Source organism: Mesorhizobium sp. CNPSo 4688 (assembly GCF_057784295.1).
Window position 1 is genome coordinate 159,880 of the sequence record NZ_JBWLUY010000014.1, and the last position, 23,626, is coordinate 183,505.

Genomic DNA, 23,626 nt, shown 5'->3' on the forward strand with positions numbered 1-23,626 from the left:
TTTGACGACCGTTTGGTAAAATTTGATTTAAATCCGAGACAGAGATCACCGTTTGCCCGTTCGGAGCTGCCCGGCATCGCTGGACGGGCGCGGACGCCGGGATTAACCTCAGGGGCGGCGACAAGCCAGGCGATCTTTGATGCAAAGTGACTTTGAGGAGATGCGGCTATGACCCTGCACGGCGACACCCTGAAAGACGCGATCGGACGGACACGAGACAAATGGGGGTGGTTCGTCGCGCTCGGCGTGCTGCTGCTCATCTTCGGCGGCATTGCCTTCGGCAATCTGTTTATCGCCACCGTCGCCTCGGTCTATGTCGTCGGATGGCTGATGCTGATGGCCGGCATCATCGAGATCGTGCACGCCTTCGGCGTGAAGACCTGGAGCCGCTTCTTCTATTGGCTGCTCAGCGGCCTGCTCTATGCGGTTGCCGGCTTCTTCGCCTTCGACAATCCGCTGCTGGCATCGACGGTGCTGACCTTGCTGCTGGCGGTGGCGCTGGTCGCCTCAGGCGCGCTCAGGGCCTGGGTCGGCTACAGCCACCGGCCCGAAAATGGCTGGGGCTGGGTCGTCGCGGCGGGCCTGATCAGCGTGCTGGCGGGCCTGACCATCGCCATGGGCTGGCCCGTCAACAGCCTGTGGGTGCTCGGGCTGTTCCTGGCCATCGACCTGATCTTCCAGGGCTGGAGCTTCATCGCCCTCGGACTGGCCTTGAAGAGGTAGGCAGCCGGACGCTCAAAAAGCGATCGCGCTGTCCAGGTCTGAAAGTGGCCTGACGCCGGCCAGCAGCGCGCGCGCCTCCGCCTCGTCGCGCTTGATCTGCGCCACCAGCGCGTCGTGCCCGTCGAACTTCACCTCGGGGCGCAGGAAGCCGAAGAACGAGACTTCGCAAATCTCGCCATAGAGATCGCCGGAAAAGTCGAAGACGAAGGTTTCGAGCAGCGGCGCGCCATTGTCGTCGACGGTCGGGCGGCGGCCGAAGCTGGCCACGCCGTCATAAAGCGTTCCATCGGCGCGGCGGAAGCGGACGGCATAAATCCCTTCCTTCAGTTCAGCTTCCGGAGAAAGCCTCATGTTGGCTGTCGGGAAGCCGAGCGTGCGGCCGAGCCGCTGGCCGCCGATGACTTCGCTTTCGACGGTGAAGCGGTAGCCGAGCAGGCCAGCGGCCTCCGCGGCTTCGCCCTCGCACAACAATGCGCGGATGCGGCTCGACGACACGACCTCGGCGCCTTCGTCGCGAAAAGCGTCGACCAAAGTGACGCCGAAACCGTGGCGCTCGCCTGCCGCCATCAGAAAGGCCGGGCCGCCTTGCCGGTCCTTGCCGAAGTGGAAATCGAAGCCGGTGACGGCATGGGTGATGCCGAGGTTCCTTTCCAGCACATCGGTCACGAAAGCCTCGGCCGACAGGCCGGCAAAGGCGCGCGTGAATGGCTGTTCGACGAGTGCTGCAAAGCCCAGATGCGACAACAGCCGCGCCTTCATCGGCGGCGGCGTCAACACGAACAGCGGCATATCGGGCCTGAACACCTTGCGCGGATGCGGCTCGAAGGTCAGCACCAGCGCCGGCACGCCGCGCCGCCTGGCTTCGGCAAGCGCGCGTTCGAGCACGGCCTGGTGGCCACGATGAACGCCGTCGAAATTGCCGATCGCCACCACGCCGCCACGCAAGTGCGCCGGCAGCGGCGCGGTTGCGGAAATATGTTCGAAGGCTGCGCTCATGGAAGCGACCCTACTGCAGTCTCGGAATGACCGCGACGGGCCGGTAGCCGTGCTTTTGCAGAAAGGCTGCAAGCCTGGCGGGGTCCGGCTGCATAGGATCGCCATAGTCGCGCGCGTGAATGCCGCCCGACACGTAAAGCACGTCGATGCCATTGTCGGCGGCACCCTTGACGTCGGTCATCATGCCGTCGCCGATGGCCAGCACCTCCGCGCGCTCGACGTTACGGCCAAGAAGCAAGGCGACCTCCCGCATTGCTGCGTCATAGACCGGCGCATAGGGTTTTCCGGCGATCAGCGTGCGGCCGCCGAGCTGGGCATAGTCGCGGGCCAAGGCCCCGGCGCACCAGATCATGCGCTCGCCGCGCTCGACCACGATGTCGGGGTTGGCGCAGATGAAAGGCAGGTTCCTGGCCCGCAGCCGGCGCAGCAGTTCGGCATAATCCTCAGGTGTTTCCACCTCGTCGTCGAACAGGCCTGTGCAGACGACGCCGGAGGCCTCGAACTCTTCGACGAGATCGACGTCAAGACCGTCATAGAGGGTGAAATCGCGGTCGGCGCCGATATGGAAGATTTTTCGCGGGCCCTCGGCGATGAGGTCGCGGGTCACATCACCTGAGGTGACGACACGGTCGTAGGCAGCGGTGGGGACGCCGATCGCATTCATCTGCGCCACCACATCGGCATTGCGGCGCGGTGAATTGGTGATCAGGACAACCGGAACCTTCGCAGTGCGCGCAGCGGCAAGCGCCTCGGCGGCCGCCGGGAAATGCCATTCGCCATTGTGGATCACGCCCCAGACATCGCACAGGATGGCCGAGTACGCTCCCGACAAATCCGCGAGCGAGCCGATGATGTCAGGCGAATCCGCCATGCCGTTTTCCTGATGTGACGATCGTTGCGAGAGCTGCAGCCGACGGTACGCCGCAACCGGCCCCGCATTAACCGAAGCGTTTCATCCTGTCACCAGCTTTCGGCGTTTTCGACGCCGTCGCGGCACGGCTTGATGGCGATTGCATCTCGCGGAAAGCGCCCCTTCCCCAAGCTTCGGTCGATCGAAAAATGTCGCGTCCCCGATCACCAGGGCCGAGTGGTTAACGAGCCTTGAAAGGATGGGCGGATCTTGAACGTATTTCAGCAACCTGAAATTTAACGATTTGTGGGCATCTTCGCGCCGATATTCGACATTTGGGTCTTGGCAGGGGTGCTGAAGGCATGATCCGCAGATTTCTACGCGACAGACGCGGCAATTATGCCTTGATGACAGTGATAACCTTGGTGCCCTTGATGGGCGCCCTGGCACTCGCCGTCGACTACACCGAACTGATCCGCCAGCGCCAGGACACGCTGAACGCGCTCGACGCCGCAGGCATCGCCACGGCCCAGCAGATCGTCTCCGGCGCGACCGACGATGCGGTCAAGGCCTATGCCAAGGACTTCTTCGAGGCCAATCTCGGCCACGTCCAACCCGCCAATGCGTTGCTGACCGTGACATTGCCCAACAACAATACCGGCGGCGGCACGCTGAAACTTCAGGCGACGCTGACGTTCAAGCCATACTTTCTGCCGGTCGCGGCCTGGATGCTTGGCAAATCGTCAGGCAACACCGATGTCCACATGACCGCCACCTCGGAAGTTCGTCTCAAGAACACGCTTGAAGTTGCCTTGGTGCTCGATAATTCCGGCTCGATGAATTATCTCGGTTCTGGCACCGGCGAGAAGCGTATCGACCTGCTCAAGGAAGCCGCCAAGCAGTTGGTCGACACGCTGGCGCTTCAGGCGCAACAGATGAAGCAGATCTCCAAGCCGGTGCAGTTTTCCCTGGTTCCGTTTTCGGCGTCGGTCAATGTCGGCCCCGACCACGACAAGGACGACTGGATGGACAAGCAGGGCGTCTCCCCGGTCCATCACGAGAATTTCGACTGGACGACGATGACGGCGGCCAACGCGGCCAGCAATGGCAACAGATATGCCGAGAAGGTGGGCGACGTTTGGTACAAACGCGGGGCTGGTTGGGGGGATACGGAGGGTGAGAAGCTGACCCGCTTCAGCCTCTATTCCGACATGACCGTCGAATCCGGCCGCGAAACGGTTACCACCCCAAGGCAATATGTCTGTGACGTTTTCAAGAAGAACGGCACGTGTGACAAGGGCCATTGGTTCTACCCGCCGCCGACCTATGTCTACACCACGAGCCGCTATGCGAGTTGGCAGGGCTGTGTGGAGGCGAGGCCCTACCCATACAATGACGACGACACCACGCCGGATACCGCCAACCCGGCGACGCTGTTCGTGCCGATGTTCGCACCGGACGAGGCCGGCACACTGTGGCTCGATTTCAACCACGACGGCAACAACGACGTCAGTGCTTGGATCAACAACCCAAAGTCCGACAACAACTGGTGGGCAGACTCGCCGGGTGTTTCAAGCGCCAAGCAACGCCAGTCAGACATGCGAAAATATTTCCTGGTAAAGCCCTATGGATCAGCCCAGACCATACAGGGCGACGGTCCGAACGCTGGCTGCACGACCAATCCGATCACGCCGCTGAAAGACGTGACAGACGCGGACCAGAAAAAGGAACTGGACGACGCCATCGACGACATGGCGCCGACCGGCAACACCAACGTTCCGGAAGGCATGGCATGGGGCTGGCGTACGGTATCGAGCAACGCGCCCTTCACCGACGGCAGGCCGAACAGCGAAAAAGGCAACGACAAGGTGGTTATCGTGCTGACCGACGGCGCCAACACCTATAGCGCGGTCAGCGATGCAAGCAGTTCCAACAACCGATCGACCTATGCCGCCTATGGCTACACCGGCCTAACCTACCCTGGATCGGGAAGTGTGACGCGCCTGTTCATGAATACGAATGTCTCCACCTATACCTCCACTGCCTACACTACCGCGCTCGACCAGCAGATGAAGACGCTTTGCGCCAATGCCAAGGCGAACAATCTCCTGGTCATGACCGTCTCGCTCGACCTCGTCGACACCAAGTCGGACGAAAAGAAAGCCATGGACGCGCTGAAGGAATGTTCCTCGGATTCGCGCTTCCGCAAGGACCCGAACGATCCGAGCAAGGCGGCGAAGCTCTACTGGAACGCCACCGGCGCCACGCTGTCAGACAATTTCAAGGAAATCGCCAACGAACTGTCCAATCTGCGCATCGTCGGCTGACCGGCGCATTCCCTTGGAAACGAAGCGCCCCGTCTCCGGCGGGGCGTTTCTGCGAGGAGCGGTCATCCACCGGCCGCCACCTTTGGTTAGCGCTTGGTGAAGCGCTCGGCGCGCAATCGAGCGGTTTCCCAAACCCGTCCTTCAGCGTTTTGTGAAAGTGTGGCGGCATTGAAGAATCCGCAGGCGGGGGCCGCTTACATAACATGCGCAAATTCTGGCGTGACTTCTGGCGCGACCGGCGCGGCAATTATGCTCTCATGACCGTTCTGGCCATGGTGCCGCTGATGGGCGGCGTGGCGATGGCGGTCGACTTCAGCGGCATGATCAGCGAGAAGCAGAAGGTGGTCAACGCGCTCGACGCCGCCAACTTCGCCACCGCGCGCCAGCTGGTGGAAGGCGCCACCGACGACCAATTGCGGGCCTATGCACTCGACTTCTTCAAGGCAAACCTCAACGACGTCGATCCCGCCAACACGACGCTCGACGTTACGCTGCCCAGCAGCACAGCCGGCGGCGGCATCGTCAAGCTTTGCGCAAGCCTGGTCTACAAGCCCTATTTCCTGCCGGCAGCTTCGATGTTGATCGGCAAGACGTCAGGCGACATCGACTACTCCGTGTGCTCGCAGGTGCGGTTGAAGAACACGCTGGAAGTGGCCATGGTGCTCGACAATTCAGGCTCGATGTCAAACAACGGCACCGGCTCCGGACAAAAGCGCATCGACCTTCTCAAGCAGGCGGCCAAGCAGTTGGTCGACACGCTTGCCTCGCAGGCAGCGATGATCAAGCAAATCGACAAGCCGGTGCAGTTCAGCCTGGTGCCGTTCGCCGCATCCGTCAATGTCGGCGCCAGCAACGACAACGCGTCATGGATCGACGCCTATGGGCTGTCGCCTGTCCACAATGAGAACTTCGACTGGTCGACGCTGAACGCTGCCGACAAATACGCCCAGAAGATCGGCGGCATCTGGTACAAGAAGGGTACCGGCTGGGGCGAAGAGGAAGGCCAGATGCTGACCCGCTTCTCGCTTTACCGCGACATGAAGGTGGTCACCAGCCATGAACGCATCGTCGGCAGCAAACGCGTGGTCTGCGACGAATACCGCTCCAACCACACCTGCAAGCGCAGCCACGACGAGTACGACTACAACGACACATACGGTCCGTTCGCCAGCTGGCAGGGCTGTGTCGAAGTCCGTCCCTATCCCTATAATGTCAACGACGCGCCGGCCTCCGGCGGACCGAACAACACCGGCACCGGCGTCGGCGACCCCGCGACCATGTTCGTGCCGATGTTTGCGCCAGATGAGCCGGGCAACCACTGGTATATCACGCAGGATCCCGACGAGGTGGCGCCCAAGACCTATGGCGCTGTCAACAGCTGGTGGAACGACGATCCGTCGAGCACCACCGGCAAGACCAGACAGTCCAACATGGCGAAATATTTCCAGCCGCGGCCGATCAATGCGCCGGTGCTGTCGAAAGGCGCCGGGCCTAATTACAGCTGCACCACGACGCCGATCACGCCGCTGACCGATGTCACCAACGCCGACGGGCTGGCCAAGATCAAGGCTGCGATCGACCTGATGGCACCCAACGGCAACACCAATGTGCCGGAAGGCATGGCCTGGGGCTGGCGCACCGTCTCCAGCACCGAGCCCTTCACCGAGGGACGCCCGGAGACCGAGCGCGGCAACGACAAGGTGGTCATCGTGCTTACCGACGGCGAGAACACCTATTCGATGCCCCCTAGCGATCCCGCCGGCAACAAGTCGACCTATGCGGGCTATGGCTATACCGGCGTCGGCTACAACGGCACCGCGGTCACCCGCCTGTTCGGCGGCACGTCGAGCGCTATCGGCCAGTTCAACTATTCGTCGAGCAACTACACCGCCGCGCTCAACGAGCAGATGGCGACGTTGTGCAACAACGCCAAGGCGGCCAACATCATGGTGATGACGGTGGCGCTCGACATGTCGACGACCGACGCCGGCGACAAGAGCGCGATGGACGCGCTGAAGACGTGTTCGTCCGACTCACGCTTCCGCAAGGATCCGACCGACCCGAGCAAGCCCGCGAAACTGTTCTGGAATGCGACGGGCGCCACGCTGTCGGACAATTTCAAGGAAATCGCCAACGAGCTGTCGAACCTGCGCGTGGTGAGCTAGGCACGGTCCTGTCGGCCCGTGGCGCAATGGCTGATCACGCCATGCTCTTGTGCGCCGCTTCGGCCAAGCGCAGATATGCGGCCATGATCGGCACTGCGGTGAAAACGGAACGCGCAGGTTGCCGCCGCCCCCTGGAGATTTGCCCGTGCCCGAAACCGCCAACCACCTCGCCTTCGCGCTGGTCTGCCTTGGCATGGTGCTGACGCCCGGGCCGAACATGATCTACCTGATCTCGCGCTCACTGTCGCAGGGCCCGAAGGCCGGGCTGATCTCGCTCGGCGGCGTGGCGGTCGGCTTTTTGTTCTATGTCGTATCGGCTGCGCTGGGCATCACCGCGCTGCTGCTTGCCGTGCCGTTCGCCTATGACGCGCTGCGTATTGCCGGCGCGCTCTATCTGCTGTGGCTCGCCTGGCAAGCGGTGCGGCCCGGCGGGCGCTCGCCGTTCCAGGTGCGCGAACTGCCGAAGGACAGGCCGCGCAAGCTGTTCGCCATGGGCCTGATGACCAATCTCCTCAACCCCAAGGTGGCGGTGCTCTATCTGTCGCTGCTGCCGCAGTTCATCTCGCTGGGCAAGGGCCATGTGCTGTCGCAGCTTCTGGTGCTCGGCGCCACGCAGATTTCAATCAGCCTGACCGTCAATGCGATCATCGCGGTGACGGCCGGTTCAATCGCCACCTTCCTCGCCGGACGGCCGCTATGGATGGTCATCCAGCGCTGGATGATGGGCACGGTGCTTGCCGCGCTGGCGCTGAAAATGGCAACCGACGCCCAGCGCTAGGGTGCGTTGCCATCCGGGTGATGCCGGCCTGACCTGGATATCAAGGCACCCTATGTGTGACCGCTACATTGGCCGCCGCGTCTGCTGCGCGCGCTCCGGCTCCACCACCTTGCGATAGAGGTGCCAGGTGGCATGGCCAAGCACCGGCATGACCACGGCGAGCCCGGCAAACAGCGGGATCGAGCCGATCACCAGCAGCACTGCGACGAGCAGCCCCCACAGCAGCATCTGCAGCGGATTTGCCATCACCGCGCGCGCCGAGGTCTCGATCGCCGATACGGCGCCGACGTCGCGGTCGAGCAGCAGCGGGAATGCAACCACCGTCGTCGCCAGCACGATCACGGCAAAGATGAAACCGGCGGCATTGCCGAACAGGATCAGCGTCCAGCCCTTGCTGGTCGTCAGCACCTCGCTCAGAAATCCGGCGATCGAAGCCGGCGGCTGATCGCCGAATAGGCTGGTGTAGATCGACTGTGCGGTGAACATCCACAACAAAAACAGCACCATCAGCATGGCGCCGATGACCGCGATCGACGGCAGCGCCGGCGAGCGGCGCACATCAAGCGCATGCCGCCAGGAGGTGTTCATGCCGAGTTCGCGCCGGCGACTGATCTCGTAGAGGCCGATCGCCGCGAACGGGCCGACCAGGGCGAAGCCCGACATCAGCGGATAGACCAGCTGGATAGCGTTGGAGCCGGAGGTCCACCGCGTCAGGATCAGGCCGACGACGGGATAGATCAGGCAGAGAAACACGTAATGCGAAGGCTTGGCCCAGAAATCGTCGAAACCGAGCTTGAGCGCATCCCAGAGGTCCGCGGTGGTGATATGGCGCACCGTGGGCTGCACATGCATACCGTGCGCGTCCGCCATGACATGAAAGCCGGCCATAACCTTCCTCCCGTGTGTCGGGGCGGTCACTGCCTGGATGGCCGCCCGCAGCTGCCACTTCAAGAACGGCGGCATCATAGCCGATATCTAGGGAAAAGTCGCCGTGCCAACGGCATTTCCTTCGTCTTCACGCGATTTTCATCGCTCGGCCGGCAGACGCGAAACTTCGCGGGGCCGATCGTCGGCCAGCCGGCCAAGCATGCGGAAATCGGGGTAGCTGCCCTTGAACCAGCCCTTCTGGCGCAGCTCACGCGGGACCTTCAGCGGTCCGGACGATCCGGAGCATGCTTTCACTCAACCTAGCGCAACCGGCGGCTTCGCCAAGCACGCGGTTTTTTGCTCGCCCTGCCCGGCAAAAGCCATGATCGCCGCTAAGTCAGGCAGGCATGACATCAATCGACACCGCCAATCATCCGCTCTCGCAATCCCGTTCCCGCGAGATCAGCCCAAAACCAAACCGGCGCATGCTGCTGATCGGCCTCGCGGCCATGGCCGGGCTCGCCGCTTGCAGCACCGTTTCGGTGCCGACCGGCGAAGGCGCCGGTGTCTCGTCCTCCGCCACCGCGACGCTGGCCGGCATCCGCGCCTCGGCCGGGCTGCCGGCGCTGGTGCCGGACGCACAACTCGAGCAGGCCGCACTCCAGCAGGCCGGCTATATGGCCACCCGCGAACGCATGAGCCACACGACAGGCTGGGGCAAGGATTTCGCGTCGCGGATGAAGGACAATGGCGTGCGGGGCGCCGCTGCCGAGAACATCGCGGAGGGCCGGTTCGACCAGCAGAAACTGTTCGACATCTGGATGCATTCGGCTGGCCACCGCCACAACATGCTCGATCCGGATTTCAGCCGCTTCGGCCTTGCCTATGTGCGCGACGGACGCGACAGCGCTGTCCGTTACTGGAGCCTGGTGCTGGGAAGGTAAGCGCCTGCGGTTAGCGACGCCAAACCATCGTCAGCCTTTCGCGATGAGCTTGCCGATATCCCCGGCCGACAGCGGTTTGCTGAAATAATTGCCCTGCATTTCGTCGCAATTGTTCTTACGCAGGAAGGCAACCTGGTCATCCGTCTCGACGCCTTCGGCAAGCACCCTCAGGTTCAGCTTTTGACCCAATGACATGACGGCACTGGTAACCGCCTGATCGTTCTCGTCGGTCGCGAGGTCGTCGATAAAGGACTTGTCGATCTTCAGCCGCTGAACAGGAAAGGTCTTGAGAGCGCTGAGGCTGGAATAGCCGGTTCCGAAATCATCGATCGATATCTGCACGCCGAGCCCTTGCAGCCCGTTCATCGTTGCGACCGCCAACTCGAAATCCTGCATAATCAGGCTTTCGGTCACCTCGAGCTCGAGATACCTCGCCTCCAGGCCGCTTTCCTTCAATGCGTTGACGACGCGGTCGATCAGGTTCTTCTCCCTGAACTGCCGCGCCGACACGTTGACACAGACGGTGACGGGCGGCAGACCGGAGCGCTGCCAGGCTTTGTTTTGCCGGCAGGCTTCGTGCAGGATCCAGTCGCCGATCGGCACGATTAGCCCGGTCTCCTCGGCGGTCGGGATGAACATCATGGGCGACACCACGCCTCGCGCCGGGTGGTTCCAGCGTACCAACGCTTCGACGGCCAGGATCTGACCCGATCGCAGATCGACCTGCGGCTGGTAGAGCAGCGCGAATTCCGAACGGGCGAGCGCGTTTCGCAACTCCCCTTGAAGCAGGAATTTTTCGTGTGCGCTTGAGTTGAACTCGGGGGCGTAGAACTGAAAATTGTCGCGGCCGAATTCCTTGGCGCGAGACTTGGCGGCATCGGCATTGGCCAACAGCTTGTCCGGGCTCGTCCCGTCCTTCGGGTAATTTGCGATACCGATGCTGGCCGTTAATCGCAGGCGGTGCTCGGCGACAGGAACCGGCTCGGCAATCGCATCCCTGATCGTCTGCAGGGTTTCCGAAATGACATCGACATTGGTGGGTTGATCGAACAGGACGATGACAAATTCGTCGCCGCCTACCCGCACGACGGTGTCGGTCGCCTTCACGCATCCCACCAAACGGCTCGCGACAGTCTTGAGCAGTTCGTCGCCGGCATTGTGGCCCAACGTATCGTTCACCAGTTTGAAATTGTCGAGATCGATGAACACCACCGCCACCCAGCGATTGTATCGCTGCGCGTAGAGGACCGCCTGGGAAAGCCGATCCTCCAGCAAAGCGCGATTGGGCAGCCCGGTCAGCGCGTCATGGTTGGCCATGAAGTGGATCTGGTCTTCAGCCCGTTTGCGCTCGATCGCGATACCGGCAATGTGGGTGGTGAATTCGATCAGGCGAGTCTCGGCCTCGGTCGGTTCGCGCACGCTCATCGAATACATGGCAAAGACGCCCAGCACGACGCCTTGATGCGACAGGATCGGGGTCGACCAGCACGAACGGTAGCCATAGGGCGCCGCGAGTTCGCGGTAATCCTCCCAGAGCGGATCCTGCAGGATGTCGGTGACGATGACCGGTTCGCGCCGGTAGGCGGCAGTTCCACACGACCCTGTCTTGGGGCCGATGGCAGATCCATCGATGGCGCTCATATAGGCTTTGGCCAGGCTCGGTGCCGCACCGTGCCGCAAATGGATGCCATCCTTGTCGAGCAGCAGGACGGAACCGAATATCCCCTTCAGTTGCGATTCGACCAGGCGCATGAGGCTGTCGAGCACGTTCTCGAGCGGAGCGCTCGTCGCAATCATCTCCAGGATGTTTGCCTGTCCGCTGCGCAGGACATCCGCCTGCTTGCGGGCCGTAATGTCGCGGGCGATGCCGACCAGACCGAAAATTTCGTTTTGAGCATTGCGCAACGGCACCTTGGTCGACGAGAGCCATTTTACGGTGCCCGACGCGTTGACGACGAACTCTTCCGCGTCGATCAAGGGTTGTCCGCTTTCGAGCACTGATTGTTCGACTTGTCGAAACTTCCGCGCAACCTCCGGGGGATGGATATCGAAATCGGTCAAGCCGATCATGTCGGCGGTCTTGTCGCGGCCACTGTCAGTCGCAAGTGCGCTGTTGACGACGATGAAGCGGCTTTGTGTATCCTTGACCCACAGATAATTGGGCACCCAGTCGATCAGTGCCTGCAACGAGATGCGCTCGTCGACGATCTGTCGATTGGCGGTGAGATCGGTAATGTCCTCATGCGTGGCTAGCCAGCTGCCGTCGGGCATTGACTGGTTATAAATCTGGATGGTCCGGCCGTCGGGGAGTTTGGCGGTCCAGGTCCTTGGAGCCTTGCCTGAATTGACCGATCTCGCCATCGCCAGATAGGCGTCGGTAGTCAGCGCCGCCGTACCGGCAGCGGCGCGGCGCTCGACGATCTCGCTCAGCGTCAGACCTGGCCGCAACTGCTCGGGTGCGAGGCGGTAGATTTCCGCATAACGGCGATTGCTCAGGATCAGCCGCTCATCGCGGTCAAAAAAGCAGATGCCTTGCGAAACGTTTTCGATCACCGTCTCGAAGCGCAGTGCCTGCCCTTCAAGTGCCGTGATCGTCGCCCGCAGCTCGTGCTCCAGCGACCCATAGGAAACGTCGGCCAGTTTTGCCAGCGCGGCCAAGCCGGCAGGCTCAGTCGTTTCGGCGGATTTCCTGGATGATTTCGTAACCAAACAGACCTTCTCCCAGCCGGGTCTGAAAGAACGCAAAAATCATTTATGTGCCATGCGACGGTCTGTTGATAGTGTTAGGTATGTACTAACAGCATATAAACCGAACCGAAATCAGACGCGAAGATTTCTGGTTACCTGAAACTTAAACGCCATTTTCAAATCGCCATCGGCGCTACAGAATCGACATTCTCCGTTGTCTGGAGAATTTTGCGATCATCTCGGCATTCGCCCGACCTTACATATTCGCAGGCACGTCCGCGACGACGTCATCTGATATAGGCAAATATCGTCGCGCGTCTTAATCCATATGGGCCGCCGGCGCCGCGCCAGCAACCGGGGCCGTCTTCGGCTTGCGCAGCAGAAACACAAACGGGATGGCGATCAGCGTCATCATCATCAGTATTTTGAAGTCGTTGACGTAGGAGATCATCATCGACTGGATGTTGACCATGCGATCCATTTGCGAAAGCGCCGTCGGGTCGCCACCAGCTGCCGCCGGCGAAAGCGCCCACAGGTTGGGGTTGAACGGGTTGATGAAGGCCGACAGCTCGGTGTGATTGACCTGCGTGTTGCGCACCAGGAGAACCGTCACCACCGACACGCCGATCGAGGAACCCAGATTGCGCACCAGGCTGAACAGCGCCGTGGCGTCGGTGCGGAAGCGCACGTCGAGCGTGGCGAAGGCCACCGTCGATAACGGCACGAACACCATGCCCATGCCCAGCCCCTGGATGACGCCGGAGCTGAGGATCAGCCAATTGTCCATCTGCGGCGTAAAGCCGGCCATGGTATAGAGCGACTGGGCCGTGAGCAGAAAGCCGATGACGACCAGAATCCTGGCGTCGATCTTGCTCATGAGCCGCCCGACGACAAGCATCGAAATCATAGTGCCGACACCGCGCGGCCCCAAGACGATACCGATGGTGATGGTCGGATAGCCGAAGATGGTCGACAGCATCGGCGGCAGCAGCGACATCGAAGCCAGGATCAGCACGCCCATGACGAAGATGAACGCCAACCCGGTGACGAAATTCTGGTCGAGGAAAATCTTGGGGTCGATGAAAGGACGTTCCGCCGTCACCGTGTGAATGATGAACACCCAGAATCCGGTGATCGAAAGAGCAAGCTCGATCCAGATTTCGACCGAGGAAAACCAGTCGACCTCGCCGCCGCGGTCGAGCAGCAGCTGCAGCGCACCGACGCCGAGCGAGATCATGGCGAAACCGAAGAAATCGAAGCTGCGCACCCGCCGGGCAACGACCGGCAGATAGGCGGCCATGCCGAGAAAGGCGATGATGCCGACCGGCAAATTGATGAAGAACACCCAGCGCCAGTTGAAATTCTCGGTCAGCCAGCCGCCGAGCGTCGGGCCCAGGATCGGCCCCAACATGATGCCGGCGCCCCAGATGGCCATCGCCTGGCCGTGGCGTTCCCTGGGATTGATATCGAGCAGGAAGGTCTGCGACAGCGGCACGATGGCAGCGCCGAACACGCCCTGCATCAGCCGGAAAAACACTATGCTCTCCAGGCTCCAGGCGATGCCGCACAGCATCGAGAACACGGTGAAGCCGACCACCGCCGCCAGGAACAGTTCCTTGCGGCCGAAGCGGTCGGCCAGCCAGCCGGTCACCGGCGTCATGATGGCGGCGGCAACGATGTAGGAGGTCAGCACCCAGTTGATGTTGTCGGGCGAGGCGCCGAGATCGCCGGTCATGGTCGGCAACGCGACATTGGCGATGGTGGTGTCGAGCGCCTGCATGATCGTCGCCAGCATCAAAGCTACGGTGATCAGGCCGCGATGCGGCACTTCCTTGAACGGCTCTGGCGTGCTCATGATGCGGAACTTCCGACAGGTAACAAAAACGTGTACACTAGGTTTCCGGGCGGCGAGGCCCTCTCTGGTGAAGAGACCTCATCGCGGTGGGACGCGATCTATCGATGTGGGGGTTACATCGACCGAACGTCTCGACACATCAGGCGCTTGCCGCCCGGAAATCCAAGGACCGAAGGATCGGCGTCGAGATGGCCAGGCGTTGGTCAGGCCGCGATGCGGCCCGGTCCAACCCCACCCGTCGCGCAAGCTGCCATCGGACCAATCCTGTCATCTCATCTCGCCTGAGCGAGCATTCTGCCCGGCCGTGATCCTGCTTTTCAGGATCACGGTCCATTCACAGTCTATTGTGCCTCGCCCGCCGTGGCGTGGCCGAAGATGGACGGCAACCCGCGGGCAACGCCGGTGTCCACCGTAACCGAGGCGCTCATGCCGGTGCGCAACGCCATCTTGGCATCGGCATCGGTGAGTTCCAGCCGCACGGGAATTCGCTGGGTGACCTTGACCCAGTTGCCGGTGGCATTCTGGGCCGGCAACAGCGAAAACTCCGCGCCAGTGCCGGCGCCGATTGCCTGGACGGTGGCTTCGAACGTGCGGCCCGGATAGGTGTCGACCACGATCTCGGCCTTTTGGCCGGTTTTCATGTGGGTAAGCTGGGTTTCCTTGAAATTGGCATCGATCCAGGTGTCGCCGGTCTCGACCAGCGCAAACAAAGGCGTGCCGGAACCGACATACTGACCGACCTTGAAAGACGAGGCCTGGCTGATGACGCCGTCCGCCGGCGCCTTGACCGTGGTCTGCGCCAGATCGTACGCGGCCTTGTCGCGCGCGGCGAGTGCGGCCATCACCGTCGGGTGCTTGTCGGTCTCGATATCGGGATTGCCGGCGAGAGCGGCCTTGGCGCTGATGATGCCCTGCTCGGCCACCGCCAGTTGCTGCCTTGCCTTGTCGAGATCGTTCTTGGCCTGATCCAGCGAGGATTTGGCGTTGATGCCCTTCTGGGCAAGGTCGGCAGCGCGGTCATACTGCGACTGCGCGTAGTCGACTTCGCTGGCGTCGGACTTCTCCTGCGCCATCGCCTGGCTGTAGGCAGCGCGCAACTGTTCGATGCCGACGCGTGCGACCGCAACCGCCGCATCGGCCTGAGCCAACGCGATCCGGTAGGGCTCGGGATCGATGGCAAACAGCACATCACCTTGCTTGACCAGCTGGTTGTCTGAAATGTCGACCTGAACGATGCGCCCGGCCGTATCCGAGGCGATCGACACCTTGGCCTGCTGCAAATTGGCGTTCTCGGTCTCCTGATAGCGGCCGCCGGTCACCCAGACATAGCCGCCGCCAATGGCCAGTGCCGCCGGCAGGACGACCATTAGAAGCAAGCGGCCGAGGCGGCGCGGCTTTTTCGGAGCCGGCGCGGGCTGCACGGGCGGAGCCACCGCGACAGGAGCGGCGGCCGGCTGTGCCGGCGCTTCCACTTCGAGCTTGGTCACATTCTCGTTCATCTTGGCTGCCGCATTCATGCCGCTGCCCCTCCCGTACTCTTCAGAGACGACGTCTCGCCGTCCGCAAGGTTCTTCACGATGGTGTCCAGCGCCCGGATCAGCACGCGGCGATCTTCCGGCGAAACGCCGACCAGCGATTCCTCATAGACCTCGCCAGCCAGGCTCTTGACCTCGGCATAGGCGGCGCTCGCCTTGGCGGTCGGGAAGATCATGCGCACGCGGCGATCGGCGGCATCGGACCGGCGTTCGATCCAGCCGCCCTCTTCCATCCGGTCAACGAGGCGCGAAACGCTGATCGGCTCGATTTCGAGCAGTTCGGCAAGGCGCGCCTGACTGGTGCCCTCTTCCTTGGCGACGCGGACCATAAGCCGCCACTGCGCCGAGGACAGGCCAAGCCCGCTGGCGCGCGTCTCGAAGCGCTTGCGCAGCAGGCGCTGCACGTCGTGGATCAAAAAGCCCAGTCTATCTATGCCGTCGGAAACCATGAGTGACATATATTATAAGCGTGCTTACCATTCAAGGAGCCGCTTTGTGCCAGAGCCGGAAAAGAGGGATGGCAGCCACGCTCGGAGCCTGAGGCAAGGTGCCTATTTCGCCAAAACCTAGTTGCGCTCTTCCCAAGAACGGATGTCTGCAACGCAGACGTTTCGGCAGCGGCCTGCTGAGCAGCGGCTTTCCACAGCGGGCTTGAAGCCACGGGGGACGAGCACCGTTCGATTTTACGACAGGCGCAATTTCGATCAAACTGGTCCCGCAAAAAACGGCAACATGGTGCCGCCAAATGCGAGGTGCCATGAACCCGATCGAGAAAGCGCTGTGGTTTGTCGAAAGCCATCTGCCGGAAGCGATCTCGCTTGACGATGTCGCCCGCAGCAGCGGCGTGTCGCGCTTTCATGTGACGCGCGCCTTCGGCGCCGCCACCGGCCGTTCGGTGATGGGCTATATGCGCGCGCGCCGGCTGACCGAAGCGGCGCGCAAGCTGGCCTCCGGCGCGCCCGACATTCTCGCGGTCGCGCTCGATGCCGGCTACGCCTCGCATGAAGCCTTCACCCGTGCCTTTCGCGACCAGTTCGGCACGACGCCGGAACTGGTGCGCGCGCAAGGCAGCCTCAAAAACCTCGACCTCGTGGAGCCGATCCTGATGGACCAGTCCTTCCTCCCCACGCTGAAGCCGCCGCGCTTCGAGGCTGGCCGACCGTTCCTCATCGCCGGCCTCGGCGAGCGCTACAGCTGCGAATCCAGCGCCGCCATTCCGATGCAGTGGCAGCGCTTCGGTCCCTATATCGGCAACATTCCGGGCGAGACTGGCGACGTCGCCTATGGCGTCTGCGTCAACGGTGACGATGCCGGCAATTTCGACTACATCGCCGGCGTCGAAGTTCTGGATTTCTCCGACCTGCCGAAGGAGCTTTCCCGCGTGCGGGTGCCGGCGCAGAAATACGCGATCTTCACCCATGCCGAGCACATCTCGACCATCCGCCGCACCGTCAACACGATCTGGAACAAATGGCTGCCGGCCTCCGGGCACGAGATAGCGGACGGCCCCGAATTCGAGCGCTATGGGCCGGAGTTCGATCCGCGCAGCGGCAATGGCGGGCTGGAGATCTGGATCCCAGTCAAGGTTTGAAGTCCAGGTTCCAGTTCTGGCCGACCAGATCCTTGCCGAAGGCGTGATGGCGCTCTTCGTCGACCAATTTGAAGCCGGCACTCTCGTAGATGTGGCGAGCGGCGGTGAGGATATCGTTGGTCCATAGCGTCAGCGTCTTGTAGCCCTTGGCGCGGGCAAAGCCGATGCACTCCTCGACCAGCCGCTTGCCGATACCGAGGCCGCGCGCCGAAGGCTCGACATAAAGCAGGCGCAGCTTTGCCACGTCGTCCGACTTGCGCACGACGAAGACCGAGCCGACCACCTCCCCTTGCCGCTCGGCGATCCAGCTGCGCTCCCATTTTGGATCGAAGGATTTTACGAAGGCGCCGAGGATTTCGGCGACCAGCGCCTCATAGGTTTCGTCCCAGCCATGGTCCTGCGCGTAGATTTGTCCCTGGCGACGCACGATCCAGCCGATGTCGCCGATCTGCAAGGGCCGCAGTATGTAAGGGACTTTGGGCTCCGGGCTCTCGCCCAGAAGCTGCTGCACCGTCTGCATGGCCTTGACCAGCCGGTCCTGTTCGGCAGCGGGAAGCCGCTCCAGCAAGGCCGCGACCTGGTCGTGCGAACCGCGGTTCAGCGGCGCGAAGGCCTCTCGCCCCGCCGGCGTCAGCGTGATCGACGACTGCCGCGCATCCGATGCCAGCGCCGTTCGCGAAACCAGCTGCAAGTGCTCGAACTTCTTCAGGAGCCGGCTGACATAGCCGGCGTCGAGGCCGAGATCGCGAATAAGATCGGTGGCGGTCAGCCCGTCGCGATGCGCCAGTTCATAGAGCACCCGCGCCTCGGTCAGCGAGAAGGCGCTTTTCAGCAGGCCTTCGTCGAGCAGGCCTATCTGGCGGGTGTAGAAGCGGTTGAAAGCCCGCACCGCGTCGATGCGTTCCTTGCCGGGTTGATGATGGATCGTCATGGGCAGCCTCCTGCCCCAGAACGATCGATCATTTATTTGACTTAGTCAAGTATCGTGACTGAACGCCCACGCCATCGTGTCTTCGGGAACGAGTGGTTTCGGTCAGGCGATGGCGCGGCGGCGCGCGACCAGTATGAACAGGCCGAGCAATACGACGCTGGCCGCGGCGCTCGCGGCGGCGAATTCCGGCACCGGCCGAAAATCCTTGCCGTCGATCAGCAGCGATGCCGCGATCGGCCCGATGGCCAGACCGAAAAGTTGGGCAGCCGGCACCAGGAGCACTGCCGTGCGCGTCTCGTCGGCGGTGATCGCCAGCCGGATCTGATAAGGCACGATGAACAGAAGAATGAATCCCATGACCAGCGCAGCGGCCCAGAATATCGCCAGGCTGGGGCTGCCGGCGAGCACCGCGGAACAGGCGACAGCGACCACGCCGATCGCCACGATCGCGGTGCGGTAGTCGATGCGCGCCTCGAAGACGGTTGCCGTCATCGCACCCAAAACCTGCAATGCCAGGCTGGCCGATACGATCAGGCCGACGGTGCGCCCGTCAATGCCGTATTGTGCGCCGAGCGGCTCGAGAAAGGCCCAGACCGAGCCGAAAAACATGAAGTAGCAGAAGACGCACAGCAGAGCGGTGAGCGAAGGCACGGTCAGCACATTGCCGAAATTCTCCTCCTTCGGCAGGTCGGCATAGTTGTCCGGGACCATGAAGGCGACCGCCAGCGAGGCGATGCAGACGACGGCAAGAACGATGAAACCGCCGGCCGATCCGGCAGCCGGGATGAGGTAAAGCGCCAGCAAGAGCGCCAGCGCGCATTGCGCCAGGGTCTGGATGGTGACGAAATAGCCGCCGATACGCTCGGCCCGGCGCGAGCGGGCGATCAGTTCGGTGGCGACCGCCACCAGGCCACCTTCGGCGAGACCGGCGACAGTGCGTGCGCCAATCAGCGAATTCGGGCTGACCGCATAGGCGGTTGCCCAGTTCGCCAGCGCCAGCAGGACCAAAAGGACCGCACTCTTCCAACGCATATTGCGCGCGGAGAGCAGCATCGCGATGACCGCCGAGCCGATGCCGATGGCGATCATCTCCGCCGTGGCGACCAGAGCGAGTTCGTCGCCGCTGACATGTCCCTCGGTGTAGAGCGCGCCAAGCAGCACCGGCTGCAGGCCGAGAATGAGCAGGCCAACCGAGCCGATCCACAGCGCCGAGGCAAGCTGCGTCCCGGTCGGGTTGCCGACCACCCAGTCGCCGGTTCCGGCATCGGCGTTACCAACAGAAGTCACGGGCGCCTCCCAACGTCCTTGCCGGACGGCAAAAAAACTGACAATCTGTCAGTATTTAGAAACTGATACTCGATCATATTCGTTTGTCAATCATTGGTGAGGCTTGGCATTTAGCAAAGCTGGGGATCCAATGGTCTTGGCGATCGGGAGGGTGGCGGCATGAACGAAGCAGTGAGAACGGCGACCGAACCGAGGCGCAGGCCGAAGCAGGAGCGCAGCCGCGAGCGCATCGACGCCATCCTGTCGACGACCATGCGGCTGATCGGCGAAAAGGGCATCGACGCCGTCACCATGAAGGAAGTCGGCGCGCTGGCCGGCGGGCCGATCGCCACCGTCTATCATTACTTCCCCAACAAGTCGGCGATCCTGGCGATGCTCTACGAACGTTTCTCCGAAGTGAGCCGCGCCCGGCTTGCCGTGATCGTTGCCGACATTGGCGGTCTGAGCGACGTCATCGCCGCCGCCGACCGGCTGCTCGACGATTACTATCAACGTGTCGCCGGTGACCCGGCCATCCAAGACCTGCAGAACGCCATCCAAGCCGACAAGGCGCTGCAAAATCTAGATATCGCCGAAACCCGGCGCCAGGCGGCGATGTTCTGCGACCATGTCGGCCCGTTTCTCGCGGCCGAACGGCGCGAAGAGTTCGGGCGCATGGTCTTCCTGATCTTCCAGCTTGCCGGCGGCGTCGTGCGCATGGCGCTGACCCAGGACGAAACGGAAAGCCGCCATACCATCGAGGACTACCGGTCGATCATCCATACGCAATTGCGCCAGTTTCTTTAGGCGAGGAGTACCGCCTATCGCGCCCGGCGCATGAGGCCCTCGAAGCCGTCGGCCAGATGGGCAGCGCCAGCGGCAAACATTTTCACCAGGTTTTTGGGACGGCCCGGCGTCTTGTTGGCATCGAGCAGGATCGCCCTGCCCTCATGCATGACGAAATCGAATTTGCCGTAGTCGAAGCCGAGTTCTCGTCGCCGCTCGCGGATCTCGTCAGGAACGGGGACAGGCTCACGTCGGATCGTTTCAGATGCCTTGACGAGGCCATTTGGTGAGATGTAGCGGGTGCAACGCTCGCTCTCTCCGCAAAACACCCAGAACCGCATTGCGAAGCCATCGGGTTCCCGTTCGGCAATGAACTTTTCCACGACCAGATCGTCGTCGCCGAAGACGCCATCCGGGACGTCGCCAAGAGAATCGTAGACCTCGTAGGGCTGCAGCCCCTGCACATCGGGAAAAGGTGGCTGCTTGCCCGCGCGCCTGGATCGCCGGTTGAGGAACGTCTCCGGAATGCCCTGATTGTTGAGATTGGTTTTGACGATGACCGGGCCCTGCCAGGCGTCGTCATGCGTTAGCAACGCGCCGCTGACCCGTCGCTTGGAGATGTCGGCCGTTGCGAGATTGAGGCAGAATGGAAAACCCCGCGCATAGTCGAGATAATCCGCCGGCGTAACGGTTGCATCGACATGTAGAATTGCAATGTCGGCACTGTGCGTCATGGCCGGGCCTTGCTGGATCCGGACCGAATGGCCGCGCCTTTTCAGTTCTTCGAGAACATCGAAAAGCATATAGGGGCTCGACCTGCGCAGCAAGAGGTTGCGGCCGCTCTGGAACCGATCGTGCTCATGCGTTACGACGACAATTCGTGCCACAGACAGCCTTTTGATTTCCTGCAATTTTCTAATAGGCGACTGTGAACACCAAAAGCCAGACGTCTCGGACTCTGCAAAGGCAGCATGACAAATCATTGGGACAATTATCACCGTCACTGGAGGCTTCTGGACGCGCCGCTTCGGCCGACGCCGGAAACCGTTGGTATATTCGAGCGCGAAGTCAGCCTGGCAAATGCCGATGTCCTGCTCCTGGGGGTGACGCCGGAACTTGCCGTGCTCGGCAGATCGATGCTGGCAATCGACCAATCAGCGGCCATGATCTCGGGCGTATGGGCAGGCGACAATGCCTCGCGCAGGGCGATGGCTGGAAACTGGCTGGATCTGCCGGTTGCCGGGGCCAGCACCGAGGCAGTCATTGGCGACGGATGCCTGTCCGCCGTCGCCTCGAAGGCGGCGCGCAATCGCCTGCATGGCGAAATCGCCAGGGTCCTGAGACCCGGCGGGCGTGCTGCGATCCGCGTTTTCGCCGCCCCGGAAACGACCGAGGATCTGGCCAGCATTGAAGCCCAGGTGCTGGCCGGTGCGATCGAGAATTTTCATGCGCTCAAATGGCGGATCGCCATGGCGTGCACCACAGGCGGCCCGGATTTCGCGATCCAGGTGCGAATGATCCGCGATACATTCGACGGCCTGTTCCCCGACCGCGAGGCCCTTGCCGCGCGGACGGGATGGAGCATTGCGTCGATCAACACGATCGACGTCTATGCCGGCTCCGACGTAAGCTACAGCTTCGCGACGCTGGCCGTGCTGGTCGATGAGGCGAGTGGGTGGTTCGGCGAAATGCGCGTCGTGCCGAGCGGCTCCTATCCGCTGGCGGAACGATGCCCTCTGCTGGTGCTTGGATCGCCGAGGCGTCGCTAGGCTTCCCGTCAGACCACGGCAGGGCTCAAATTAGAGCAAATTGAACCCACCGCTCGCCTTGACTCTCGAAAGCCACGCGCCTATTTCAGCGCCACGTTAGCACTCTCCCCTGGTGAGTGCTAACGCATGTCCGGCATCGCCGGATGGAGGAACTGTTCTCACCGTTCTCATTCGAGGAAGAAAAAATGGCAAAGTCGAAGTTCCGCCCGCTTCATGACCGCGTGGTCGTTCGCCGGGTCGAATCCGAATCCAAGACCGCCGGCGGGATCATCATCCCGGATACGGCAAAGGAAAAGCCGCAGGAAGGCGAGATCATCGCTGTCGGCTCCGGCGCTCGTGACGAAGCTGGCAAGCTGGTTCCCCTGGACGTCAAGGCTGGCGACCGCATCCTGTTCGGCAAGTGGTCTGGCACCGAAGTCAAGCTCAATGGCGAAGACCTTCTGATCATGAAGGAATCCGACATTATGGGCATCATCGGCTGATTATCGGCCTCACCGTCAACTGAATTTCGGGCTTGATCGCAAGCCCCTGCCAGGAGCTAAAACATGGCTGCCAAAGACGTAAAATTCTCCCGCGACGCCCGTGAGCGCATGCTGCGCGGCGTCAACATCCTTGCCGACGCGGTGAAGGTCACGCTCGGCCCCAAGGGCCGCAACGTCGTCATCGACAAGTCGTTCGGCGCCCCGCGCATCACCAAGGACGGCGTCACCGTTGCCAAGGAAATCGAGCTTGAAGACAAGTTCGAGAACATGGGCGCGCAGATGGTCCGCGAAGTTGCTTCGAAGACCAACGACATCGCCGGCGACGGCACCACGACCGCGACCGTTCTGGCGCAGTCGATTGTCCAGGAAGGCCACAAGGCCGTTGCCGCCGGCATGAACCCGATGGACCTGAAGCGCGGCATCGATCTGGCCGTCAGCGAAGTCGTCGCGGCTCTCGGCAAGGCTGCCAAGAAGATCAAGACCTCCGAGGAAGTTGCCCAGGTCGGCACGATCTCGGCCAATGGCGACGAGTCGGTCGGCGCCATGATCGCCGAAGCGATGCAGAAGGTCGGCAACGAAGGCGTCATCACGGTTGAGGAAGCCAAGACCGCCGAGACGGAGCTGGAAGTCGTCGAAGGCATGCAGTTCGACCGCGGCTATCTCTCGCCCTACTTCGTCACCAACGCCGACAAGATGGTTGCCGAGCTCGAGGACGTCTACATCCTCCTGCACGAGAAGAAGCTCTCCAACCTCCAGGCCATGCTGCCGGTTCTCGAAGCCGTCGTGCAGACTTCCAAGCCGCTGCTCATCATCTCGGAAGACGTCGAAGGCGAGGCCCTTGCCACGCTGGTCGTCAACAAGCTGCGCGGTGGCCTGAAGATCGCCGCCGTCAAGGCGCCGGGCTTCGGTGATCGCCGCAAGGCCATGCTGGAAGACATCGCCATCCTCACCGGTGGCCAGGTCATCTCGGAAGACCTCGGCATCAAGCTCGAGAACGTCGGCCTCAACATGCTCGGCCGCGCCAAGAAGGTGTCGATCTCCAAGGAGAACACCACCATCGTCGACGGCGCCGG

Annotated in this window: 21 protein-coding genes; 10 read left to right on the forward strand and 11 right to left on the reverse strand. The window is 62.1% G+C overall.

Translation table 11 applies throughout. The features are described from left to right. Nucleotides 1–168: 168 nt before the first annotated feature. Entirely contained in the window at nucleotides 169–723 is a 555-nt protein-coding gene (locus AC04SH_RS25645) for an HdeD family acid-resistance protein (protein WP_477236423.1), read from the forward strand. Between the two features lie 12 nt (nucleotides 724–735). Here AC04SH_RS25645 and AC04SH_RS25650 read toward each other — a convergent pair whose 3' ends face one another. Together AC04SH_RS25650 and AC04SH_RS25655 are read right to left on the reverse strand one after the other, a co-directional pair. Further along, a complete protein-coding gene (locus tag AC04SH_RS25650; RefSeq protein WP_488577159.1) occupies nucleotides 736–1,719 on the reverse strand; it encodes a bifunctional riboflavin kinase/FAD synthetase in 984 nt (327 codons plus the stop codon). Between the two features lie 10 nt (nucleotides 1,720–1,729). Further along, nucleotides 1,730–2,590 (reverse strand): TIGR01459 family HAD-type hydrolase, encoded by an 861-nt coding sequence (locus tag AC04SH_RS25655; protein WP_488577160.1) that lies wholly within the window; start codon nucleotides 2,588–2,590, stop codon nucleotides 1,730–1,732. Nucleotides 2,591–2,931: 341 nt separating this feature from the next. Between AC04SH_RS25655 and AC04SH_RS25660 the strand changes: the two genes are divergently transcribed. The 3 genes from AC04SH_RS25660 to AC04SH_RS25670 all read left to right on the forward strand — a co-directional run bounded on the left by AC04SH_RS25660 (nucleotide 2,932) and on the right by AC04SH_RS25670 (nucleotide 7,839). Next, complete coding sequence (locus AC04SH_RS25660) at nucleotides 2,932–4,896, forward strand: pilus assembly protein TadG-related protein (RefSeq protein WP_488577161.1); 1,965 nt, start codon at nucleotides 2,932–2,934, stop codon at nucleotides 4,894–4,896. Nucleotides 4,897–5,099: 203 nt separating this feature from the next. After that, nucleotides 5,100–7,061 (forward strand): TadE/TadG family type IV pilus assembly protein, encoded by a 1,962-nt coding sequence (locus AC04SH_RS25665; RefSeq protein ID WP_488577162.1) that lies wholly within the window; start codon nucleotides 5,100–5,102, stop codon nucleotides 7,059–7,061. Nucleotides 7,062–7,206: 145 nt separating this feature from the next. Continuing rightward, nucleotides 7,207–7,839 carry a LysE family translocator gene (locus tag AC04SH_RS25670; RefSeq protein ID WP_023742986.1) on the forward strand — a complete coding sequence of 211 codons (633 nt, stop codon included), beginning with the start codon at nucleotides 7,207–7,209 and terminating at the stop codon, nucleotides 7,837–7,839. A 63-nt stretch (nucleotides 7,840–7,902) separates the two neighbouring features. On the opposite strand, the gene AC04SH_RS25675 is transcribed toward AC04SH_RS25670, so the two are convergent. Both AC04SH_RS25675 and AC04SH_RS25680 read right to left on the reverse strand, forming a co-directional pair. Further along, nucleotides 7,903–8,727 carry a DUF2189 domain-containing protein gene (locus tag AC04SH_RS25675; RefSeq protein ID WP_488577163.1) on the reverse strand — a complete coding sequence of 275 codons (825 nt, stop codon included), beginning with the start codon at nucleotides 8,725–8,727 and terminating at the stop codon, nucleotides 7,903–7,905. Between the two features lie 138 nt (nucleotides 8,728–8,865). Then, on the reverse strand, nucleotides 8,866–9,021 hold the full coding sequence (locus tag AC04SH_RS25680) for a hypothetical protein (RefSeq protein ID WP_488577164.1): 156 nt from the start codon (nucleotides 9,019–9,021) through the stop codon (nucleotides 8,866–8,868). A 92-nt stretch (nucleotides 9,022–9,113) separates the two neighbouring features. On the opposite strand from AC04SH_RS25680, the gene AC04SH_RS25685 reads away from it, so the two are divergent. Next, nucleotides 9,114–9,650 carry a CAP domain-containing protein gene (locus AC04SH_RS25685; RefSeq protein WP_488577165.1) on the forward strand — a complete coding sequence of 179 codons (537 nt, stop codon included), beginning with the start codon at nucleotides 9,114–9,116 and terminating at the stop codon, nucleotides 9,648–9,650. Nucleotides 9,651–9,680: 30 nt separating this feature from the next. Here the strand turns inward: AC04SH_RS25685 and AC04SH_RS25690 are convergent, their stop codons facing one another. The 4 genes from AC04SH_RS25690 to AC04SH_RS25705 form a co-directional block, all read right to left on the reverse strand. Beyond that, nucleotides 9,681–12,359, reverse strand: coding sequence for an EAL domain-containing protein (locus AC04SH_RS25690; protein WP_488577166.1), 2,679 nt, complete (start codon nucleotides 12,357–12,359; stop codon nucleotides 9,681–9,683). 298 nt (nucleotides 12,360–12,657) lie between these two features. Continuing rightward, entirely contained in the window at nucleotides 12,658–14,193 is a 1,536-nt protein-coding gene (locus AC04SH_RS25695; RefSeq protein ID WP_477236405.1) for a DHA2 family efflux MFS transporter permease subunit, read from the reverse strand. A gap of 341 nt (nucleotides 14,194–14,534) precedes the next feature. Next, complete coding sequence (locus AC04SH_RS25700; RefSeq protein WP_488577167.1) at nucleotides 14,535–15,710, reverse strand: HlyD family secretion protein; 1,176 nt, start codon at nucleotides 15,708–15,710, stop codon at nucleotides 14,535–14,537. Beyond that, a complete protein-coding gene (locus AC04SH_RS25705; RefSeq protein WP_488577182.1) occupies nucleotides 15,707–16,177 on the reverse strand; it encodes a MarR family winged helix-turn-helix transcriptional regulator in 471 nt (156 codons plus the stop codon). The genes AC04SH_RS25700 and AC04SH_RS25705 overlap by 4 nt, the downstream gene beginning before the upstream one ends. A gap of 308 nt (nucleotides 16,178–16,485) precedes the next feature. Here AC04SH_RS25705 and AC04SH_RS25710 point away from each other — a divergent pair, with 308 nt between their 5' ends. Next, nucleotides 16,486–17,319 carry an AraC family transcriptional regulator gene (locus tag AC04SH_RS25710; protein ID WP_488577168.1) on the forward strand — a complete coding sequence of 278 codons (834 nt, stop codon included), beginning with the start codon at nucleotides 16,486–16,488 and terminating at the stop codon, nucleotides 17,317–17,319. Here AC04SH_RS25710 and AC04SH_RS25715 read toward each other — a convergent pair. Continuing rightward, nucleotides 17,309–18,250, reverse strand: a complete 942-nt coding sequence (locus AC04SH_RS25715) for a bifunctional helix-turn-helix transcriptional regulator/GNAT family N-acetyltransferase (RefSeq protein ID WP_488577169.1) — start codon at nucleotides 18,248–18,250, stop codon at nucleotides 17,309–17,311. The genes AC04SH_RS25710 and AC04SH_RS25715 overlap by 11 nt on opposite strands. Nucleotides 18,251–18,352: 102 nt before the next feature. Next, nucleotides 18,353–19,537 carry an MFS transporter gene (locus AC04SH_RS25720; RefSeq protein ID WP_488577170.1) on the reverse strand — a complete coding sequence of 395 codons (1,185 nt, stop codon included), beginning with the start codon at nucleotides 19,535–19,537 and terminating at the stop codon, nucleotides 18,353–18,355. 159 nt (nucleotides 19,538–19,696) lie between these two features. Between AC04SH_RS25720 and AC04SH_RS25725 the strand changes: the two genes are divergently transcribed. Further along, nucleotides 19,697–20,323 carry a TetR/AcrR family transcriptional regulator gene (locus AC04SH_RS25725; protein ID WP_488577171.1) on the forward strand — a complete coding sequence of 209 codons (627 nt, stop codon included), beginning with the start codon at nucleotides 19,697–19,699 and terminating at the stop codon, nucleotides 20,321–20,323. Between the two features lie 14 nt (nucleotides 20,324–20,337). Here AC04SH_RS25725 and AC04SH_RS25730 read toward each other — a convergent pair whose 3' ends face one another. Beyond that, complete coding sequence (locus AC04SH_RS25730; protein WP_488577172.1) at nucleotides 20,338–21,189, reverse strand: ATP-grasp domain-containing protein; 852 nt, start codon at nucleotides 21,187–21,189, stop codon at nucleotides 20,338–20,340. 84 nt (nucleotides 21,190–21,273) lie between these two features. Here AC04SH_RS25730 and AC04SH_RS25735 point away from each other — a divergent pair, with 84 nt between their 5' ends. The 3 genes from AC04SH_RS25735 to groEL all read left to right on the forward strand — a co-directional run. Further along, a complete protein-coding gene (locus AC04SH_RS25735) occupies nucleotides 21,274–22,071 on the forward strand; it encodes a class I SAM-dependent methyltransferase (protein WP_488577173.1) in 798 nt (265 codons plus the stop codon). A gap of 185 nt (nucleotides 22,072–22,256) precedes the next feature. Continuing rightward, the gene (groES, locus tag AC04SH_RS25740) at nucleotides 22,257–22,553 is read left to right on the forward strand and encodes a co-chaperone GroES (RefSeq protein ID WP_006203049.1); all 297 of its coding nucleotides are present in this window, start codon (nucleotides 22,257–22,259) and stop codon (nucleotides 22,551–22,553) included. Nucleotides 22,554–22,616: 63 nt separating this feature from the next. Further along, nucleotides 22,617–23,626, forward strand: a 1,010-nt coding sequence (groEL, locus tag AC04SH_RS25745) for a chaperonin GroEL (RefSeq protein WP_488577174.1), incomplete at its 3' end; no start/stop codon positions are given.

What these genes read in the sequence shown, in the direction of transcription:
- AC04SH_RS25645 (WP_477236423.1), top strand. Translation starts at nt 169, where the DNA reads ATGACCCTGCACGGCGACACCCTGAAAGACGCGATCGGACGGACACGA.
- AC04SH_RS25650 (WP_488577159.1), bottom strand. Translation starts at nt 1,719, where the DNA reads ATGAGCGCAGCCTTCGAACATATTTCCGCAACCGCGCCGCTGCCGGCG.
- AC04SH_RS25655 (WP_488577160.1), bottom strand. Translation starts at nt 2,590, where the DNA reads ATGGCGGATTCGCCTGACATCATCGGCTCGCTCGCGGATTTGTCGGGA.
- AC04SH_RS25660 (WP_488577161.1), top strand. Translation starts at nt 2,932, where the DNA reads ATGATCCGCAGATTTCTACGCGACAGACGCGGCAATTATGCCTTGATG.
- AC04SH_RS25665 (WP_488577162.1), top strand. Translation starts at nt 5,100, where the DNA reads ATGCGCAAATTCTGGCGTGACTTCTGGCGCGACCGGCGCGGCAATTAT.
- AC04SH_RS25675 (WP_488577163.1), bottom strand. Translation starts at nt 8,727, where the DNA reads ATGGCCGGCTTTCATGTCATGGCGGACGCGCACGGTATGCATGTGCAG.
- AC04SH_RS25685 (WP_488577165.1), top strand. Translation starts at nt 9,114, where the DNA reads ATGACATCAATCGACACCGCCAATCATCCGCTCTCGCAATCCCGTTCC.
- AC04SH_RS25695 (WP_477236405.1), bottom strand. Translation starts at nt 14,193, where the DNA reads ATGAGCACGCCAGAGCCGTTCAAGGAAGTGCCGCATCGCGGCCTGATC.
- AC04SH_RS25700 (WP_488577167.1), bottom strand. Translation starts at nt 15,710, where the DNA reads ATGAATGCGGCAGCCAAGATGAACGAGAATGTGACCAAGCTCGAAGTG.
- AC04SH_RS25705 (WP_488577182.1), bottom strand. Translation starts at nt 16,177, where the DNA reads ATGGTTTCCGACGGCATAGATAGACTGGGCTTTTTGATCCACGACGTG.
- AC04SH_RS25710 (WP_488577168.1), top strand. Translation starts at nt 16,486, where the DNA reads ATGAACCCGATCGAGAAAGCGCTGTGGTTTGTCGAAAGCCATCTGCCG.
- AC04SH_RS25715 (WP_488577169.1), bottom strand. Translation starts at nt 18,250, where the DNA reads ATGACGATCCATCATCAACCCGGCAAGGAACGCATCGACGCGGTGCGG.
- AC04SH_RS25725 (WP_488577171.1), top strand. Translation starts at nt 19,697, where the DNA reads ATGAACGAAGCAGTGAGAACGGCGACCGAACCGAGGCGCAGGCCGAAG.
- AC04SH_RS25735 (WP_488577173.1), top strand. Translation starts at nt 21,274, where the DNA reads ATGACAAATCATTGGGACAATTATCACCGTCACTGGAGGCTTCTGGAC.
- groES (WP_006203049.1), top strand. Translation starts at nt 22,257, where the DNA reads ATGGCAAAGTCGAAGTTCCGCCCGCTTCATGACCGCGTGGTCGTTCGC.